The following is a 16,858-nucleotide window of genomic DNA, read 5'->3' as shown; positions in this document are numbered from 1 at the left end:
ATGACTGCTGGCAAGTGCTGACAGCGACGGCATGATCAGGCAGGGTTGGCGGTGCGCAGAACAGCAGCACCGTGTCATTCTGCATTCATGCTCACCGTGCGCGCGCTTTCTAACTACCTCGAAGGACTTCCGGACGAGACTCCCGTCGTGATCGATGTCCACGATGGGGACAACTGGTCCCTTCGCGTCGAGAATCTCAACGTCACGACCACACAAGACGTGACCAAGGGCGGTGACCCCCACGAGGGAACCGAGGTTGAGATCTTCTGGGAGCCTGGTGAGCACGGCTGGACCATGAGCGGCCCGTCCAAGACGCTCTTTACCTTGGACGAGATGACCGAGTCGATCAACGCGACGCGCTCCGCCAAGAACTAAACAGCCTACGTTTCAGCCCCGAGCACTAGCTTGGCACCTGTGGAGGAAGAACATCCGGGCAAACAGCGCGCGCATTGGCCAGAGCGACGCAAGGACGTACTCGAGGCACTACGAGCCCTGAGTGACCGCGACTATCAGGACCAACACTGGCGATCCGGGAAAGGACGGCCGGACCTCACCGCGACCGTGCACTGGCTCATCGACGACACCTTCACCGACCAACACGGCGCGCGGACACTGATCCCCCATCTCTTCTTTGATCAACGAGAAGCCGAGCTCGTGCAGACGGTGGTCGACGCCCTCTTGCACGTACTCGATGACCTCGGCCCTGCCGCTCCGGACAACGCCTATCTCGACCATCCTGAGTGGATCAACGTCCTAAACTCGGCTGGCGCCGCCTACCTGGCCTTGTCCTCCGACAAACACGGCTCGTGACGAAACTCCGCGCAGTGCCCTTGCACATAGGAGCGTCAGTCAGCTGGAGCGACCACTGATGAGAATCCGCGCGACGTAGTGATCCAGCTTCATGCCGCTTGGCTGGGGTTGCTACCCGAACGAGCCGTCCTCGCGGCCGACGAACCGCACGCAGCCGTCGTGCTCGAAACGCACCCGCCCGTCAAACGACGAGGCGGGGTTGGTGCAGGCGCCGTAGTCCAAGCCGAGCTGACCGCTCAACGCGATCCAGAAACTGCATCCTCCGCACTGGGCGTAGTACCACTCCTCCAGGTACTCAGGCTGGGCGGTGGAGCGATTCAACGACGCACCCCATCGCGAATGGCACTGATCGTTGTGATCTCGATCGTTACCCGTCCAAGGCTCACCAGTGGCCATTCACGGTGCCTCCGTCTAAGTCCGAGACCGTCAGCCCCGGCTTGCGGGGCCTGAGCTCGATCAACAGGGTACGGGATATACGCGGGATGGCCACCGCCGAACGGCCTACCAGAAAGCATGTTGTTGCAGTTCGCAGCCTATGAGGCATCGTAAACAGGGACGCGCCGTAAAACCGTCGACGCTCCAACCCTGGGAGCCAACTTGGGAGCCATCGGGCCGTACGATCCCGGACCGAGATGGACTGACGTGAACAGACGGCTCGTTCGTGACCTGCGTGGCGAACTGATCTGAACACTTTGGACCTTGTTTGGGAACCTACGGATCAGAAGGTTGGGATTTCGAGTACCTCCGGCCGCACACATGCGAGAAGACCCCTGAACAGGAATTACGCCATCAGGGGCTTTCTTGGTTTCTTGGTCGTTCGAGCTTCTTGTTAACAGTTCGCTGCCGCCCGCCCACGCACTGTCCGATTTTCGGATCAGCGAGTCCGATGCCGTCGCGCCTACTTCGCGGCTGGTGACACGGACTTGAGCGGAGGTCCGTTCAGGACGCGATGGCGGCGACTTGGCGGGTGATCACCTTTCCATCGCCAGGGTGCGAGCCCAGGCCCTGTGCTGCGCATCGGGCCTGGGCCGGGAATGGAGGGAGTCAACTGCGCTTGGCGGGCAGCGGCGGCTCGGCATCGGTCCAGCCCACCCGCTGGTAGGCCGTGAAGCTGGTGGTCTTCGCGATACGGCCGCCGGCGAGCTCGACCGTGGTCGTCGTCAAGCGCGTGAGCGGCAGGCCCGTCGCGGGGTCGATCACCCACGCGACCTGGATGGCGCTCTTCTGCCCGAATCGGGGAGTCACTTGATAGCCGAATGCCTCGCCCGTGCGGCCCAGCGGATCCTTCGTCCTGCCCAGGGACTCCAATGTGGGCATGGTGGCCAGGATGCGGTAGGCGGAGGCGCGGACGGCGGGTGAGACGGGCAGACCGAAGACGACCTGTATGCAGAGTTCCCGCAGGGCCGCCTCCAGCGATCGCGGGTCCTGCCCGTAGTCGGCCTTGGTCTGGGAGGTGAGGCGCTGCTCGAGGTAGGCGCGCAGTTCCCGCTCGCCGCTCGGAACGCGGCGGAGCTCCTCCCAGGTGAGGAGCTCCTTGGCCAGATCCCCGCCCGAGCCCTTCCACTTGCCGCGCAATCGTGTGGCCGTCTTCTCCTCCGCCTCGGCTCGCACCACCTCCGACGAGGAGGCTCCGACGTATCCGCTCATGTCCATCGGGTACTTCCACCGGGTCGGCGAACCCGCCTTCCGCCAGGCGGCCTGGTCCTCAGGGGTGAGTGGCTTCGCGCCGAGGAATTGCGTGATCCACCAACTCTGCGCCCCGGGCCTGCGCGCCAGCCACTGGTCCTTAGAGGAGAGCCGTCTGATGACGTAGCCGCGGTCCGGGGAGATCGCGTCCATGCCGGAAACCGTGCCGGTACGCCAGTACGTCCCCGACACGGGTGCCTTCGTGGCGGTGACGGCGGCGGCGGACAGCAGCATCTGGCGGGCCGACGGTTGCGCGCTGGTCGAGGCCGCCGGCGAAGGGGCCGGCCGTTGCTCATCCGGCGCCGTCACCATGGTGACCACCAGAACCGTGGCGACCACACTCGCCGCCGATGCCAGCCACGGTATCGGCCCGCGCAGCCACGTGGCGCGTGGCCTGTGGCCCTGCCCCGGCGGCTCCGACATGATCGAGGCCAGCAGCGCCTGGGCCCCCGCTCCAGACGCCTGCCCGGCCGGCTCGCCGCTCAGGTCGTCGTCGCGCACCCTGGCGAGATCATCCATGTTCACAGTGCGGTCCTCTCGAAGAGCGGAAGGTCGATCCCCGCGCCGTCCAGGGCGCGCGCGAACCGCTTGCGTGCGCGGTGCAGCCGGACACGTACGGCGTTGCGGGTGATACCGAGTGTGCGGGCCACCTGCTCGGTGTCGAGCTTCTCCCAGGCGACCAGCGACAGCAGCTCCCTGTCATCGTCGTTCAGACTTTTGAAGACCCGGCCGAGCTGCGTGTACTCGGCCGGTGGCGGCCCGGCCAGCGCCGGAGAAGCGGTGATCTGCTCGCGCAGCGCGGCGGTGCGCCGCTCATGCCGCCGTTCGCCGCGGCGGTGGTTGGCGAGAGCCTTGCGGGCCACGCCGTACAGCCAGAGCCTGGCCTCGTCCCCCGGCGGGATCTCGTTGATCCGCCGCCACGCGATGGCGAACGTCTCGGCCACCACGTCGGCTGCGTCGTCGGGATCCTGGCACCGGCGCAGGACGTACCCGAGTATGGGGCGATAGGCATGTTCGTATATCTGCACGAACCGGCCGTGGGGATCGAATCCCATCCGGCCTCCTCACATGGATCATCGGTCACCCGTCCATGTCCGGAATATCGGAAGCATTACCGGTCGCCGACAAGTTCTCGGTGATCTTCTGAGGACGCCGTCAGGGCCTTCGACTCAGGTCCGTGCCACCAGCCGCAAAGTAGGCGTGTATGGCGACGAACGACAGAGCAGACAGTCGACACGGTCATCCGCTCATGATCTCCACGCCGCGAGACGCCTCTAACCGCGCCTCTTCACCAGTGTGATCGCATTTCGAACGGCGTGACATCCTCACTTCCGGGGAAGTCCTGCGCCGGCATGGCCGGCACCACGGCCTGTTCCTCAGACGCCATACGGCGATCAGCCATGGTCGCGCGACCTACGGTACGCGAGTGGAGTTCGCGAAAAATCAGTAGAACCGCCGCCACGGGATCTTTCGTGGAAATCGCTGGGCGATAAGTCTGATCTTGCTAATGCCGCCTCCACGTAGCAGACGCAGAATGGCCCGCGCCGGAGCGGCGCCCACCAGGTCGACCGCGAACCGATCGGACGCGTACACCCGGCGACGCAAGATCCACAGTACGGCCTGGTAGGCCAACAGCAGGCCGGCGCCGACAGGGAGCAGCACCGGCAGCATCGTGAACTCGATCAGTCCCCACATGGCTATCACCGCGGCGGCTACCGGCAAGATGTGCCGAGCGGCTCCCAAGACGTACACCTCGAAACTGATGTGTCCCGGTGCGATGTAGCCGAGTTGGTGGGCGACCAGGCCGGCCGGCGCGTCCTGTGGCCACTGTTCGGCTGTGGTCCGGTCGACGACGATTGTCGCGGTTGGACGAGGCCAGGCCCGCCTGACGTCGATCGTCGCCGCCACATGCAGGTCACCGATGGTGACGGGCAGACGGGGATCAAGATCTGCGCGCTGTGAGAGCGCGCATCAGCATGCGTAGCCGATCAACGGTATCTGTGTCCATCGCCTCCGCCGGCGAAGAAAGATCGGCATACGAGCCGCCGCCGTTGATCGGTCACGCTGAACGATGTACGGCAGCTTGTACGGCGACACCGCCTTACCCGATCACATCCCATCAGTCCGCTTCTACTGTCCAACCAGGCCGCGAACTCGCCGACCTGGGTAGCGTCGTTCACTCGTGACTGAGTGCTCCGGCGTAGATGTTGCTCCGTGTCGTGTGAAATCTGTCTCGTTGTGCTCCTCCTACCGTGTCGGGGTGAAAGACGAGACGACCAGCCAGACGGCGGTGGCCGCGATCACGACCGCGACGGCGACGTTCTTCGCCCGTCCGGGAATCACGTCCTTCGATTGTCCGCGGATCATGTGCCGCGCCAGGCGAACGGTTCCGGCCCAGGAGATCCGCTGCCGGGGGCTCCAGACGGCCGACGCGACGAGGACGGCCGCGAGAAGCAGATGCCACCGCACCGAATCGACGAGAGGTATCTGGATGTCCTCGCCGTACCAGCGGACGTACTCCACGACGTCGAGGAGCGGGAAGAGGAGGAGAACCGCCGCGACCGCGGTGCCGGCCGGTCGCTCCCATCGGGCGGAGGCCGCCGCTCTCGCGGTTGCCGCCAACGCGACGAGAACGACCGGCAGGCCGATCATGTCGGCACAACCGGACCACCATGCGAGGTCGTTCCAGAACGACTCCGGAGCCTCGGCGTCGGTGTAGACAACCGTGAGAAAACTGCCGAACGTGACCGGGAAGCGGTGGAATGCCGCCGCCCATGCCGCGGCGCCGACGGCTCCCGTCCACAGGATGGTCTCGTGCCATCTTGGGGGCGGCGGTCTGCGGTGCAGTGGTGACCGGGCCGCCAGGAGCAGCGCCCCCGCGACCACCGAATAGCAGACGATCAAGGGCCAGGGCGGTACGGCCATACGCTCCTGCCCGGTGCACGGGTCGAGGCCCGGCAGGAGAAACGCGATGAAGAGTCCGAACGCGAGCACAGCGCCGACCGCGGCGACCGCCGTGAGCGTGGCCCGACGTGACCCGCGCAGGAGAAGACCCGCCACGACGACCGGCAGCAGGAGAACACCCCAGAACAGCAACTCTCCCGGCACGCTCACCAGCGCGTAAGGACCCCCCGCCGGGTAGGGGGCGGAATCCGTCGCGGAACAGAACCAGCCGACGCTCTGCCTGCCGGCTCCGAACGTCATCAGGATCACCGGCCCTGACACCGCCAGAACCGCACCGAAGCGCAGCACCGCCGCCATTGGTGATCGCGCTTCTGATCCGGGCTCTTGCGTCACGGCGTCCTCTCCCGGAAACGATCAATTTGAGCGAGGGTAGCGGATGGCCGTCGGCTGAACGGGAGGTCGCTTTCCGCGGCGGTACGGGCCGACCGCCGGCGTCGGCATGAGGAGCTGTGCGCGGTCCGAACGCCGGAGCGGGCGGCCCGGTCCTGAACGTGGCGCGGAACACTTGCCACGGAGGGGCCCGGACGAGGGAGTTCCCGCGTGTGATGAGCGCTGAGCGAGAGATCACGTCACAGCTCATGAGGGAGGGCCGTACAGCGGTCGATACGGCGGCACCTCCTTGCAGGATCACCCTCCACCGGCCCGTAACCACCATCTGAGCAGGGCGAGACGCCGCTGACGAGGCATCTGCCTTTCCCCGCGGATCATACGGTCGGGGTTTCGAGTCCTCCGGACGCACATATGCAAGAAGCCCCCTGAACAGGCATTACGCCATCAGGGGCCTTCTTGCCAACACCCTCGCCAACAGGGCGTTCCTCCTGCTCGCCACCGGCATCCGCGAAGACGTCGGCCACGGAGGCTTCCGCCGTTCGAACCACGTGGGCGTGAACGCGAAGCATGGTGGACGGGCCGGCGTGGCCGAGCCGGGCGACGACGATATCCGGTACCGATGCAGCACCGTCGTCGATCATGGCGCCGGCCGGTACCCCTACCTGAATCACCATGTCGAGCCGCACCCAGCGGACTGACCGACGTAGGCGCCTGGCTCTACCGGAAGGTGGGCAACCGATGAAGTGAACCTGTCCCGGTTGCGTCCACGGAGGGGACGTACAGCGACACCCTCTTACACGGTCACACGCCCCCGGCCTGTATCCACCGCCCGACCAGGGCGTGAGTCCGCCGGCCTTCGGCCGCGCCGCCGCTTTCACACAGCCCTGTGATCGCCACGGGTGGCCGATGTCCGCCGCGGTCGGTGGCGATCGACGATCCGGGGTTCGTTTCTCGCCCCGGCTCACCGAGCAGCGCGGCCGATCTGCCGGCGCAGGGACCGCATCACCAAAAACAACCACGGCGATCACCAGCCACCAGGTCAGGCGCCATGGGGTGCCACGTCGTGGGCTGATCACCGGGCCGTCGAATGCGCCGCGGCAGACGCTGGGCTACCCCGACGCTTCGTATCGCGCGCACGGGCCGACGCCGCTATGCCGGGACGGACGGCCTCCTTGCGTCCCGCCGCACTGGGGCTGATCACGAAAGGGGCCTCGAGTTCGCCGGGAGGAACTCCAGGGCGACGGCACGGGCCCGGAGCCGTTCGGCAAGGGTGTGGTCGTGAGGCAAGCTGATGACGTGAGTGTCCATGTGTCTTCGGACGACGTCGGAGCCCCGCGGGCACAGGCCGGTCCCAACCCGCAGCACCTGCTGACGACCTTGCTCGGCGAGTACCTCGACTCCTCGGATGCCGACCTTCCGTCGGTGGCGGTGGTCGCGATGCTCAGGGAGTTCGGCATCAGCGAGTCCAGCGCGCGGGCCGCGTTGTCCCGGCTGACCAAGCGTGGCCTGATCGCCGTGCGGGGACCCGGGCGGCCGCCCGTGTACCACCTCACGCCTCAGGCGATCGCCAGGCACCGCTCCCGGATGGATCACTTTCTGAGCTTCGGCGCACGCCCGCCGCGGTGGACCGGCGACTGGGTGACCGTCTCCTTCTCGATCCCCCAGTCCGGCCAGGCCCCACGGCACGCGGTCCGCAGGGCTCTGGGGTCGCTGGGTTTCGCGCGGCTGTACGACAGCGTGTGGATCCGGCCCGGATCCGACTCCGGTCCGGTGGCTCAGGCGCTGCACGACATCCTGAACGCCGTCGACGGCAGCCGATGGTCGGTGATGCACGCCCGTTTCGACGAGGAGACCGGCCCGCACGGTCCGGCCGCCGCCTACGATCTGGCCGGCCTCGCCTCGGCCTACGAGGCTTTCATCGCGCGGTACTCGGACCTGCGGGTGGCCGTCCGCAACGGGGAGGTCGACGCGACCCGGGCGCTGGTGGCCCGGACCTCCGTCATGGATTCCTGGCGGAAGTTCCCTGACATCGACCCGAACCTCCCCGAGCACCTCCTGCCGGCACCGTGGCCCCGCAAGGCTGCCAGGGACCTGATGCTGGAGATCCATTCCGCTCTCGGCTCGCTCGCCGAGGCGCGGCTCATCCGGGTCGCGACACCGTACTGGCCGGACGCCGCCTCCTGGATCACCCACTTCGAGGCATCGGAGAACTCCGTATCGGCCCCGGCCGGCGGGGACGGCTGAAAAGAAACTTTCATTCACTCGGACGACTGCCCGGTCGCCAGGGCGCGTTTCGCGACGGCTGCGGCGCACCGGCTTCTCGACCGGCCGCCGGCCGCCGGGATCCCGCCGGAGCGTCAGGCCGGTCAGGTGTTGTGACCTGCGCTGGAGCAGCCTGCGCCGGCGCGTCCTCCCATCGCCGGGCAGGGGACTGGTGGCGCCGTCCCGAGGGTTCGCGTGATCGGCCGGCTCACGCCCGGGGCCGAATGCCTCAGGGGCGTTTCCGGTTCGCGCGCGTACCGCTCAACCGACCGAGTGCGCTTGCTTGACACTTTTTATCACCGCAGTGATAGTAACTGCACGTTGCTCTCGTCGGCTCGTTCCGCCCGACACGAGCGCGACTTGTCGTCGATGGTCCGCCACACCGATCTTCAGATTCGGTCGGCGCCGGCCGGCCTGGCCGCGGTGGGAGTGGTAGTGCCGCTGTCGGGCTCTGCCGGCGTGCGCCGCGCATGCCACATCGGACGTAGAGCGCTGTCTTGACACCCTTGGAGGGCGAAATGAGAAAACGCTCGATCATCAGCGCGGTAGTGGCGGCCGTGGTCGCCACGGTCGGTGCCGGAACAGCGGCGCTCACCATGACGCCGAGCGCCGCGGCGGCCCTCAACTCGGGTCCCTATCCGGCTGGTTACGAGACCTCGACCGGCCTGCCCAATCACACCATCTACCGGCCAGAAACCCTCCCGTCCGAGAAACTTCCCGTTTTCGTATGGGGTAACGGAGGCTGCTCCGCCAACGGGACGTCGCAGCTGAACTTCCTCCGCGAGATCGCCTCGCACGGATTCCTGGCCATCGCCAGCGGCAGCCCGAACGGCTCCGGCTCGACGACGTCCCAGATGCTCACCCAGTCCATCGACTGGGCGGTCGCGGAGAACAGCCGCCAGGGCGGCAAGTACTACGGCAGGCTCGACACCGGCAGGATCGCCGCAGGGGGCTTCTCCTGCGGGGGACTGGAGGCCTACGCCGTCTCCAACGACCCACGTATCACCACGACCACCATTTTCAGCAGCGGGTTGTTGAACGACTCCGACGACTACCAGCTCAGGCGGCTGACGAAGCCGATCGCCTACTTCATCGGCGGGCCCAGTGACATCGCCTACCCGAACGCCATCGACGACTGGGGCAAGTTGCCCGCGGGGCTGCCCGCGTTCATGGGCAATCTGAACGTCGGGCACGGCGGCACCTACGGCCAGCCCAACGGCGGCGAGTTCGGCCGCGTGGCGGTGCTGTACCTCAAGTGGCGGCTGAAGGGCGACACGACGGCCGGTGCCAACTTCGTCGGCCCCAACTGCGGCCTGTGCGGCACCCAGTGGCAGATCCAGCAGAAGAACCTCACGCTCGACAGCGGCACCCCCTCCCCCTCCCCGTCACCCACCGTCAGCCCGTCCCCGTCCCCGTCCCCGTCCCCGTCCCCGACACCCAGCCCCGGCACCCAGGGCTGCTCGGCGACCTACTCGGTGCAGGACCAATGGGCCGGCGGGTTCGTCGCCGCCGTCAACGTCACCGCGGGCGGCGCCGCGATCAACGGCTGGAGGGTCGCCCTCACCCTGCCCGGCGGAGCCACGATCACCTCCCTGTGGAACGGCGTCAGCTCCGGCACCAGCGGCACCGTGACCGTCGCCAACCAGAGCTACAACGGGCGGCTGGCGGCCGGACAGAGCACCAACTTCGGGTTCCAGGGCAACGGAACCGGCACCGGAGCCACCGTCACCTGCACCGCCGGCTGATCCCGGCCCGCCCTGGGCAGGACCCGCCGGGGGCCAAGCCGACCCACCGCGAGAGCAGCCGTGTCCGAGCACCTGCGGGAAGTTCATCGGGTGCATCCTTACAAGCCACTGATGATGGTGCAGCACAGAACAGCACGGCCCGGCCCAAGGCCGGAGCAGGCGAAGGGAACGCGGGCATCGCGCCCGCCGATCCCTCGATCGTGAGTTGACGTACTCACCACGCTGAGCGCTGACGCGCGCCTCGTCGCGGGCCGCTTTCGCCTCGTCTTCCGTGGCGAAGCCGCTCACCCGCCCGGGCTTGCCCTCAGCGGTCTCCGGGTCCTCGACGCGGATCACGTACGACCGGTCCTGTCACGTTCCATCACACCGTCGCGAAGCTCAGGCAGGTTCTCGCGCCGGCCAGAACCTGCGCGGTCGCGGGCTGTGCGTCTCATTCGCCGTCGAATCACCTGTCAGATGGCGCGCACGCCTGTACGGGAAGCCTGTCGAACAGGCTGACAACAAGATCTTCTTGTGGACACGCGAGCAAACCGAAACCTTGGATTCGGCCGCACAGGGATCGCCCCCAGCGCCTGAGACCAGGAGTAACGATGAAGCTGCCTCCACGCGCCGCTGCCCTCGTGGCGGCCGCCCTGCTCGCTTCGCTGACCGGAGTGTCCGGGATGTCGGCGGCGCAGGCGGCCGACGCCGGGGCCCTTCCGAGCGTGAACATGGAAGCCACCGTCAAGGCGGCCCAGATCGACCCGCGGCGGCCTGACGAGACGCTGACCCCGGGCGCCAAGGCCGGCGTGCTCCTCGTCGAGCGGGCGCTGCGCGACCGGCGCCTGCTCGACGCGAAGTGGGTGGACGGCTACTTCGGCACCACCACGGTCACCGCCTTCGCGAAGTACCAGAAGTCGCTCGGCTTCACCGGTCTCGCCGCCAACGGCCTGCCGGGCAAGGCGTCGCTCACCAGGCTCGGAGCCGGCCGCTTCCGGGTCACCCACGTCATCGACCCGGGCACGCGGGTGTCCACCGACGGTTTCGTCGTCAACACCCGCACGCGAAGCATGCTGGCCGAGGCGAAGCGGCTGCTCGGCCGCGACTTCACGCTGGATCAGGGTTCGTACAACCCCGGTGGCGACCCCACGTCCGCGGGCACCCACGACGGCGGCGGCGTCGTCGACATCTCGGTCAAGGGGATGAGTTCCGCCACCCGCACCGCGGTCGTCCGCGCGTTGCGACGTGTCGGTTTCGCGGCATGGGTGCGTAGCCCCGATCAAGCCGACTGGCCGTGGCACGTCCACGCCGTCGCCATCAGCGACACCGGACTCTCCGGCCAGGCCCAGCGCCAGGTCGGTGACTACTACCTCGGCCTGAACGGGCTCGCCGGCCGTGGCCCGGACGACGGCCCGAAGGTGGCCATCCGCACCTGGGAGGAGTACCGGCGTCGCTGACTCGTCCGAACCCCAGGCTCCGCAGGCAGAAGCAGACACAAGGAGAACAGCATGAGAACTTTCACCAGGATCCTCGCCGCGGCGACCGCCATGATGGCGCTCGGCGGGACGGCATTCGTCACCGCGGCGCCCGCTTCGGCGGCGGGTCGTAACGGCGTGTGCGAGAGCGGTGAGTTCTGCTACTACTTCAACAGCAACAACCAGGGGTCGGTCTCCGACTTCACCGGATCGGTCGGTGACTACGCCACCACGCAGCCCTCCTGCTACGACTTCAAGGGAGCCGGCGCCGGTAAGGGCAAGTGCATCAAGAACGCCGCCGCCTCCGTCTGGAACCGCAGTGGCAAGACCGTCCGCGTCTACTTCAACACCGGCCACACCGGCACCTACCAGGACTTCAAGGCGGGCGCCAGGGGCAACCTGAGCCCCACCCTCAAGAACCAGAACGCCTCGCACCAGTTCCTGGGCTCCACGCCGCCGCCGTCGTCATCGCGCAGCAACATGTCGTTCTCGCTGTACACGGCCAGCGGCAGGATCAGCTGCGGCTTCGACGGCTACACCTCCACCGCCGGCCGGCACGAGGGCATCGACATCGTCCGCGGCGTGGGCGCGGACGTTCACGCCCTGGTGGGCGGCCAGGTCATCAACGTCGTACGCGGATACAACGGCAGGGCGGGACTCTCCACGATCGCCGTCTACAACGCCTCGCTGAACAAGACGGTGATCTATCTGCACTCCGCTCCGCGGTCCTCGCTGCGCGTGGGCCAGCAGGTCAGCCGCAACCAGGTCATCGCCGACGAGGCGTGGCGCGGGGTGTCGAGCAGTTCATCCGCACACACCCACGTGGAGATGCGCCCCGGACGGCACACGCGTGCGGCCAAGAGCGTCGGCGACCCGCACCTGGAGAACCCGAACCCGACCTCGTTCTGGAACTCCCAGGGCTACAGCATCCGATAACGCGCCGAGACCTCTGAGAAGCGAGGAAGACAACTGTGCCTTCACGAACTGTTCGGCTGATCTCGCGGCTCACCGCGGCGGCCGCCGCGATGGCGCTCGGCGGGGCGGTGCTCGCCTCCGCGGCGCCCGCTTCGGCGGCGGGTCGTAACGGCGTGTGCGAGAGCGGTGAGTTCTGCTACTACTTCAACAGCAACAACCAGGGGTCGGTCTCCGACTTCACCGGATCGGTCGGTGACTACGCCACCACGCAGCCCTCCTGCTACGACTTCAAGGGAGCCGGCGCCGGTAAGGGCAAGTGCATCAAGAACGCCGCCGCCTCCGTCTGGAACCGCAGTGGCAAGACCGTCCGCGTCTACTTCAACACCGGCCACACCGGCACCTACCAGGACTTCAAGGCGGGCGCCAGGGGCAACCTGAGCCCCACCCTCAAGAACCAGAACGCCTCGCACCAGTTCATGGGCGGCTCCACATCGCCGACCGGGTGCAAGACCGACGGCACGCACAGCAGGCTGCCCACGACGATCCTCGTCTACCGGAAATCCCTCAATCGCGTGGACCGGGTGGAGTTCAAGACCTACATCAAGAACGTCCTGCCCAACGAGTGGCCGTCGTACTGGCCCAAGGAGTCCCTCAGGGCCGGGGCGATCGCCGTCAAGAACTTCGGCTGGTACTGGGCGCTGAGGTCGGCGAGCAAGACGCCGAGCGGCCAGTGCTACGACGTCTCCGACAACACGAACAGCCAGGTGTACAGGCCCGGCTCCGCGACGGCGGCGACGAACGCCGCGGTGGACGCGACGTGGGGCACCCGGATGACGCGCAACGGGAGTATCTTCCGGGCCCAGTACTGCTCCACGACCACGGCGTGCGGCCACTGGGTCACCGGCGACTGGATGTCGCAGACCGGCTCCCGCGACAAGGCCAAGGCGGGCTGGAGCTCCTCCAGGATCCTCAGGCACTACTACCGGGGGATCGCTCTCACCTCCTGACCCCCGCAGGCCGTCCTCCGCCCCTGGTTCCCCGCCGTGCGACGCACGGCGGGGAACAGGCGTCAGCGGTGGGTCGGACCCGTCGCGGCGTCACCATGGACATCATCGCCGTCAGCCGACGATGCATGTCGCCGATGTCGGGTCCGCTGTCAGCGCATCGGGTCCGCTGTGAGTGAACCCGCCCGGGTGTTCGGCGATCACGGTGCTTGGGTGTCGGGATGGAGATCTTGATTCTGGGTGGAACAGCCTGGGTGGGCCGGGAAGTGTCGCGGCAGGCGATTGAGCTCGGTCATCGGGTGACGTGTCTCGCTCGCGGCGAAAGCGGAGCAGTCGCGGAGGGAGCGAGGCTGGTGGCCGCCGACCGGCGTGATCCTTCGGGGTACGAACCATTGCTCGACCGCGAATGGGATGCGGTCATCGAGGTGTCGTGGCAGCCGGGCTTCGTTCGTGAGGCGCTCGACGTACTGGGCGGCAGGGCCAGGCACTGGGTCTATGTCTCATCCGTCAGTGCCTACGCCTCCCACGCCGTGCCGGGCGCGGACGAGTCCGCGGCCCTGCTCGCTCCGACCGACCGAAGCGAGGTCGACCGCGCGCTGTACGGCGAGGCGAAGGTCGCCTGCGAGCAGGCGTCGGCGTCCGTGGTGGGCGACCGCCTTCTCATCGCACGCGCCGGTCTGATCGGTGGCCCGGGTGATCACAGCGGACGCTCCGGCTACTGGGTGGCCCGTGCCGCACGCGATCCGCAGGGGCCGATGCTGGTTCCCGACGCACCGGCGAGACCGACACAGGCGGTCGACGTGCGAGACCTCGCCGCCTGGCTGCTCGCCGCCGCGGAGGCGGGAAGCACTGGCACGTACGACGCCGTCGGTCCGCTCGTTCCCTTCGGGGAGTGGATCGAGCTGTCCCGCGTTGTCGGCGGGCACACCGGCCCGGTGGTCACCGCCGACTCGACATGGCTCCTCGCGAACGGCGTGGCCGAGTACATGGGGGCCGAGTCGCTGCCGATGTGGCTGGTCGAGCCGGGCTGGGAAGGATTCTCGGCCCGGAACGGGTCCGCGGCGCGCGCCGCGGGGCTCCGTCATCGGCCCAGGGCGGAACTGCTGGCCGACACGCTGCTCTGGGAACGCGAGCAGGGTCTGGACCGGGCAAGACGCGCCGGCCTCAGCGTCCAGCGCGAGCGCGAGTTGCTCGAGGTCCTCGGCTGACGGTTCGACCCTCCCCGAGCAGGTTTCTCCGATGTGAACGATCGACAATGACCGTCGCGTGAGTCCGCGTCGCACGCTGCTGTCAGCGCGAACAGAGCCGGCGGCCGGCCGGGCGGCCCTCCGTCCCAGACCGGGCATCGCACTGTTGGGCGTGGTCGCGGTGCTCGCCGGTATGGATGCGCTCCTCTCGGCGCAGGCCTCGGCTCTGCCCGCGACCGACGACGGGCCGACCATCCGGGCGCCAGCGGCGGCGCCTCGGCGGGCTACATCGAGAACATCGGGCCAGAGCGCTTCCCTGCTAGAGCAGCCGCAGCAGGTCGGCGATGGGCTGAATTCCGGAGACCGGTGGCCGGCCGTCGATCACCAGGCTGGGAACGCCGGTGACACCGTGCTCGGCCGCGCGACGTCGGTCGGCGCGCACCTGTTCGGCGTAGTCGTCACCGGCCAGGGCCGCGCGCGTCTCATCGCCGTCCAGCCCGGCCTCGCCGCCCAGGCGCTGCAGGACCTGCGGGTCGGCCACGTTGAGTCCCTCGGTGTGGTACGCGTGCAGCAGGAGCTCCATCATCTGGTCGGCGCGGTCGTGGTCGGCGGCCAGCTTGCTCAGCCGGTGCGCGTCGAAGGTGCTCACCGGGCGGGCCAGCTGCAGGTTCAGCTCCAGGCCTTCCGCGGCGCCCAGCGACTGGATCTGGGCGATGCGGGCGGGGGCCTGCTCGCCGAACCAGCCGGCCATGGCCTCAGCGGCGGTCGGGCCGGGGGTCCGGCCCGCCTCCGGAGCGAGCTCGTAGGCGCGCCAGACGATTTCGAGGCTGTCGCGGTCGGCGTGCTGCGCCAAAGCGGCCGCCAGGCGTCTTTTACCGATGTAGCACCACGGGCACAGCACATCGGCGTATATCTCAAGTTTCATGAACGTCCTACAACATGTCGTGGCCGGTCGGCAGATGTTCGCCTCATCCGCGTCGTATCGACATCATTGGCGACCAGTAGAGCGGCGAGGGCCTACGGGGATGTAGGTCGAATGACTGGTCCGGCGACGTGAGCCACCCCAGCGGGGGCCGAACCGTGGAAACCTCGTCGGTCGGTGACCGATCCGTGCCTAGCCCGGCGCTCCGGCGCGCACCGCGCGCACGTGGGCCTCATACCGCCGGGCACCCATCACGCGCCACAGAAACCGGGCAGGAGCGGGCATCTCGCTGAGGAACCAGGTCCGCTCGCGCGGTGTCGCGTCCTCCAGGACCATACCGGCCATGGTCAGCTTGCCGGTGAGGCTCTTCGGGCCGTGCTCCATCGCGTGCTCCTGCGGCGCCAGCCACTCCGGCACGGTGAGGTGCTCGTGGATGAGCGGGAGCACCGCGCTCTCCTCCAGTTCGAGGTGCTCGGTGAGAGCCGGGCCGAGGTCGCGCAGGGCGCCGGCGACGCGGTCGCGGGCCGTGGGGCTCGCCTCCGCGGTCCAGCTCGGCAGCTCGGCCTCGACAACGCCGACGGCTCGGGCGATCACGTCGTGCTGCCGCCGCATGACCTCGATCAGGCCCTTCTCGAGCGGGACGCGTTCGATGAGGATCGGCCAGAGCAGCTCGTCCTCGGCCTCGTGGTGTTCGTGCAGCATGACGAGCACCAGGTCGAGATGGGCGCCGAGCAGGCGCGCGCGGGCGACGTCGCCGGCGGGCACGGCGGCGATCAGCTCGGGGAGCTGCGCGAACTCGCGGCGCATCGCGCGGTGGATGACCTTCATCTGCTGGGTCTCGGGCTTGTCCACAGGGGAGTTCGGGTCGATCAACATACATTCATAGTAATCGATATACTATGAATGTATGTTCATTACTATCAATGTTCTGCTGTCATAGTGATTTCATGGCAAAGCGTGCGTACACCTCGACGGTCCGGGCCGTCGCGGCTCGGGAGACCCGCGCCGCGATCTTGCGAGCCGCGCAGCAGCTCTTCGCCGAGCAGGGGTACGCGAGAGCCACGGTGGCCGGGATCGCCGAACGAGCGGGAGTCGCCCTGAACACCGTGTACACGAGTGTGGGCGGCAAGGCGGCGCTGATGGAGGCACTGGTCGCGGAGAGCGCCGGCGACGAGCGGATCCAGGCCACCCTGAACGCCGCACTCGGCTCGGCCGACGGCCGTGACATCCTGCGCCGGACGGCCGAGGGCACGGGCGACATGACACGGCGCCACGAGAGCGTCCTGAACCTGCTGTTCGACAACGCCACCGCCGACCCCGCGGTGGCGGCCGTGGCCGAGCGCGCCGTCCAGCGCTACCGGAGCCGGCTGGCCCGCATCGCCGAACACCTGGTGACGCTCGGAGCCGTTCGCACCGACCGGGTCAGGACCGAGCAGGTTCTCTGGTTCTACTTCGGCCGGGGCGGGTGGAAAACGGTCCGCGAGCTCGGCTGGGACTGGGCCGACGGCGCCGCCTGGCTGGCGGAGCAGGCCGCTGCCGCTCTGCTGGTCCCGGCGGCCGACAGGGGGGCGACGTGACG

Annotated in this window: 17 protein-coding genes; 9 read left to right on the top strand and 8 right to left on the bottom strand. The window is 68.1% G+C overall.

Annotation, left to right across the window (positions count from 1 at the left end; translation table 11 throughout):
- The first annotated feature begins 87 nt into the window (after positions 1-87).
- Together ACVCAG_RS29435 and ACVCAG_RS29430 are read left to right on the top strand one after the other, a co-directional pair.
- Positions 88-375 (top strand): hypothetical protein, encoded by a 288-nt coding sequence (locus ACVCAG_RS29435; RefSeq protein WP_440089374.1) that lies wholly within the window; start codon positions 88-90, stop codon positions 373-375.
- A 39-nt stretch (positions 376-414) separates the two neighbouring features.
- On the top strand, positions 415-810 hold the full coding sequence (locus ACVCAG_RS29430) for an SCO4402 family protein (RefSeq protein ID WP_447190681.1): 396 nt from the start codon (positions 415-417) through the stop codon (positions 808-810).
- A gap of 111 nt (positions 811-921) precedes the next feature.
- Here the strand turns inward: ACVCAG_RS29430 and ACVCAG_RS29425 are convergent, their stop codons facing one another.
- The 6 genes from ACVCAG_RS29425 to ACVCAG_RS29400 form a co-directional block, all read right to left on the bottom strand.
- Positions 922-1,206, bottom strand: a complete 285-nt coding sequence (locus tag ACVCAG_RS29425) for a DUF3027 domain-containing protein (protein WP_440089371.1) — start codon at positions 1,204-1,206, stop codon at positions 922-924.
- 648 nt (positions 1,207-1,854) lie between these two features.
- On the bottom strand, positions 1,855-3,015 hold the full coding sequence (locus ACVCAG_RS29420) for a CU044_5270 family protein (RefSeq protein ID WP_447190870.1): 1,161 nt from the start codon (positions 3,013-3,015) through the stop codon (positions 1,855-1,857).
- A gap of 2 nt (positions 3,016-3,017) precedes the next feature.
- Positions 3,018-3,551, bottom strand: coding sequence for an RNA polymerase sigma factor (locus ACVCAG_RS29415; protein WP_447190680.1), 534 nt, complete (start codon positions 3,549-3,551; stop codon positions 3,018-3,020).
- Between the two features lie 388 nt (positions 3,552-3,939).
- Complete coding sequence (locus tag ACVCAG_RS29410; protein ID WP_447190679.1) at positions 3,940-4,404, bottom strand: hypothetical protein; 465 nt, start codon at positions 4,402-4,404, stop codon at positions 3,940-3,942.
- Between the two features lie 339 nt (positions 4,405-4,743).
- A complete protein-coding gene (locus tag ACVCAG_RS29405) occupies positions 4,744-5,700 on the bottom strand; it encodes a hypothetical protein (RefSeq protein WP_447190678.1) in 957 nt (318 codons plus the stop codon).
- A gap of 464 nt (positions 5,701-6,164) precedes the next feature.
- Positions 6,165-6,476, bottom strand: a complete 312-nt coding sequence (locus tag ACVCAG_RS29400) for a hypothetical protein (RefSeq protein ID WP_447190677.1) — start codon at positions 6,474-6,476, stop codon at positions 6,165-6,167.
- A gap of 610 nt (positions 6,477-7,086) precedes the next feature.
- Between ACVCAG_RS29400 and ACVCAG_RS29395 the strand changes: the two genes are divergently transcribed.
- From ACVCAG_RS29395 to ACVCAG_RS29370, 6 genes are all read left to right on the top strand, one after another.
- Positions 7,087-8,034 (top strand): PaaX family transcriptional regulator, encoded by a 948-nt coding sequence (locus ACVCAG_RS29395; RefSeq protein ID WP_447190676.1) that lies wholly within the window; start codon positions 7,087-7,089, stop codon positions 8,032-8,034.
- Between the two features lie 536 nt (positions 8,035-8,570).
- A complete protein-coding gene (locus ACVCAG_RS29390) occupies positions 8,571-9,797 on the top strand; it encodes a cellulose binding domain-containing protein (RefSeq protein ID WP_447190675.1) in 1,227 nt (408 codons plus the stop codon).
- A 590-nt stretch (positions 9,798-10,387) separates the two neighbouring features.
- Positions 10,388-11,233, top strand: a complete 846-nt coding sequence (locus tag ACVCAG_RS29385; protein WP_440089361.1) for a peptidoglycan-binding domain-containing protein — start codon at positions 10,388-10,390, stop codon at positions 11,231-11,233.
- Between the two features lie 51 nt (positions 11,234-11,284).
- The gene (locus ACVCAG_RS29380; RefSeq protein ID WP_447190674.1) at positions 11,285-12,187 is read left to right on the top strand and encodes a peptidase inhibitor family I36 protein; all 903 of its coding nucleotides are present in this window, start codon (positions 11,285-11,287) and stop codon (positions 12,185-12,187) included.
- A gap of 35 nt (positions 12,188-12,222) precedes the next feature.
- Positions 12,223-13,173 (top strand): SpoIID/LytB domain-containing protein, encoded by a 951-nt coding sequence (locus ACVCAG_RS29375; RefSeq protein WP_447190673.1) that lies wholly within the window; start codon positions 12,223-12,225, stop codon positions 13,171-13,173.
- A gap of 218 nt (positions 13,174-13,391) precedes the next feature.
- Entirely contained in the window at positions 13,392-14,378 is a 987-nt protein-coding gene (locus ACVCAG_RS29370) for an NAD-dependent epimerase/dehydratase family protein (protein WP_447190672.1), read from the top strand.
- Positions 14,379-14,676: 298 nt separating this feature from the next.
- Here ACVCAG_RS29370 and ACVCAG_RS29365 read toward each other — a convergent pair whose 3' ends face one another.
- Positions 14,677-15,282 (bottom strand): DsbA family protein, encoded by a 606-nt coding sequence (locus tag ACVCAG_RS29365; RefSeq protein ID WP_440089480.1) that lies wholly within the window; start codon positions 15,280-15,282, stop codon positions 14,677-14,679.
- 189 nt (positions 15,283-15,471) lie between these two features.
- On the bottom strand, positions 15,472-16,155 hold the full coding sequence (locus ACVCAG_RS29360) for a hemerythrin domain-containing protein (protein WP_447190671.1): 684 nt from the start codon (positions 16,153-16,155) through the stop codon (positions 15,472-15,474).
- A 71-nt stretch (positions 16,156-16,226) separates the two neighbouring features.
- Between ACVCAG_RS29360 and ACVCAG_RS29355 the strand changes: the two genes are divergently transcribed.
- Positions 16,227-16,856, top strand: coding sequence for a TetR/AcrR family transcriptional regulator (locus ACVCAG_RS29355; protein WP_447190670.1), 630 nt, complete (start codon positions 16,227-16,229; stop codon positions 16,854-16,856).
- Positions 16,857-16,858 lie beyond the last annotated feature (2 nt).

Source organism: Streptosporangium sp. G12 (assembly GCF_052983175.1).
The sequence above is the reverse complement of the archived record's forward strand: the minus strand, read 5'-3'. Positions and strand labels throughout refer to the sequence as shown.

Bases quoted from the DNA above. Each gene is read 5' to 3' on its own strand.
- ACVCAG_RS29370 (WP_447190672.1), top strand. From the start codon at position 13,392: ATGGAGATCTTGATTCTGGGTGGAACAGCCTGGGTGGGCCGGGAAGTG.
- ACVCAG_RS29390 (WP_447190675.1), top strand. From the start codon at position 8,571: ATGAGAAAACGCTCGATCATCAGCGCGGTAGTGGCGGCCGTGGTCGCC.
- ACVCAG_RS29380 (WP_447190674.1), top strand. From the start codon at position 11,285: ATGAGAACTTTCACCAGGATCCTCGCCGCGGCGACCGCCATGATGGCG.
- ACVCAG_RS29435 (WP_440089374.1), top strand. From the start codon at position 88: ATGCTCACCGTGCGCGCGCTTTCTAACTACCTCGAAGGACTTCCGGAC.
- ACVCAG_RS29365 (WP_440089480.1), bottom strand. From the start codon at position 15,282: ATGAAACTTGAGATATACGCCGATGTGCTGTGCCCGTGGTGCTACATC.
- ACVCAG_RS29355 (WP_447190670.1), top strand. From the start codon at position 16,227: ATGGCAAAGCGTGCGTACACCTCGACGGTCCGGGCCGTCGCGGCTCGG.
- ACVCAG_RS29415 (WP_447190680.1), bottom strand. From the start codon at position 3,551: ATGGGATTCGATCCCCACGGCCGGTTCGTGCAGATATACGAACATGCC.
- ACVCAG_RS29405 (WP_447190678.1), bottom strand. From the start codon at position 5,700: ATGACGTTCGGAGCCGGCAGGCAGAGCGTCGGCTGGTTCTGTTCCGCG.
- ACVCAG_RS29360 (WP_447190671.1), bottom strand. From the start codon at position 16,155: ATGTTGATCGACCCGAACTCCCCTGTGGACAAGCCCGAGACCCAGCAG.
- ACVCAG_RS29420 (WP_447190870.1), bottom strand. From the start codon at position 3,015: ATGGATGATCTCGCCAGGGTGCGCGACGACGACCTGAGCGGCGAGCCG.
- ACVCAG_RS29425 (WP_440089371.1), bottom strand. From the start codon at position 1,206: ATGGCCACTGGTGAGCCTTGGACGGGTAACGATCGAGATCACAACGAT.
- ACVCAG_RS29385 (WP_440089361.1), top strand. From the start codon at position 10,388: ATGAAGCTGCCTCCACGCGCCGCTGCCCTCGTGGCGGCCGCCCTGCTC.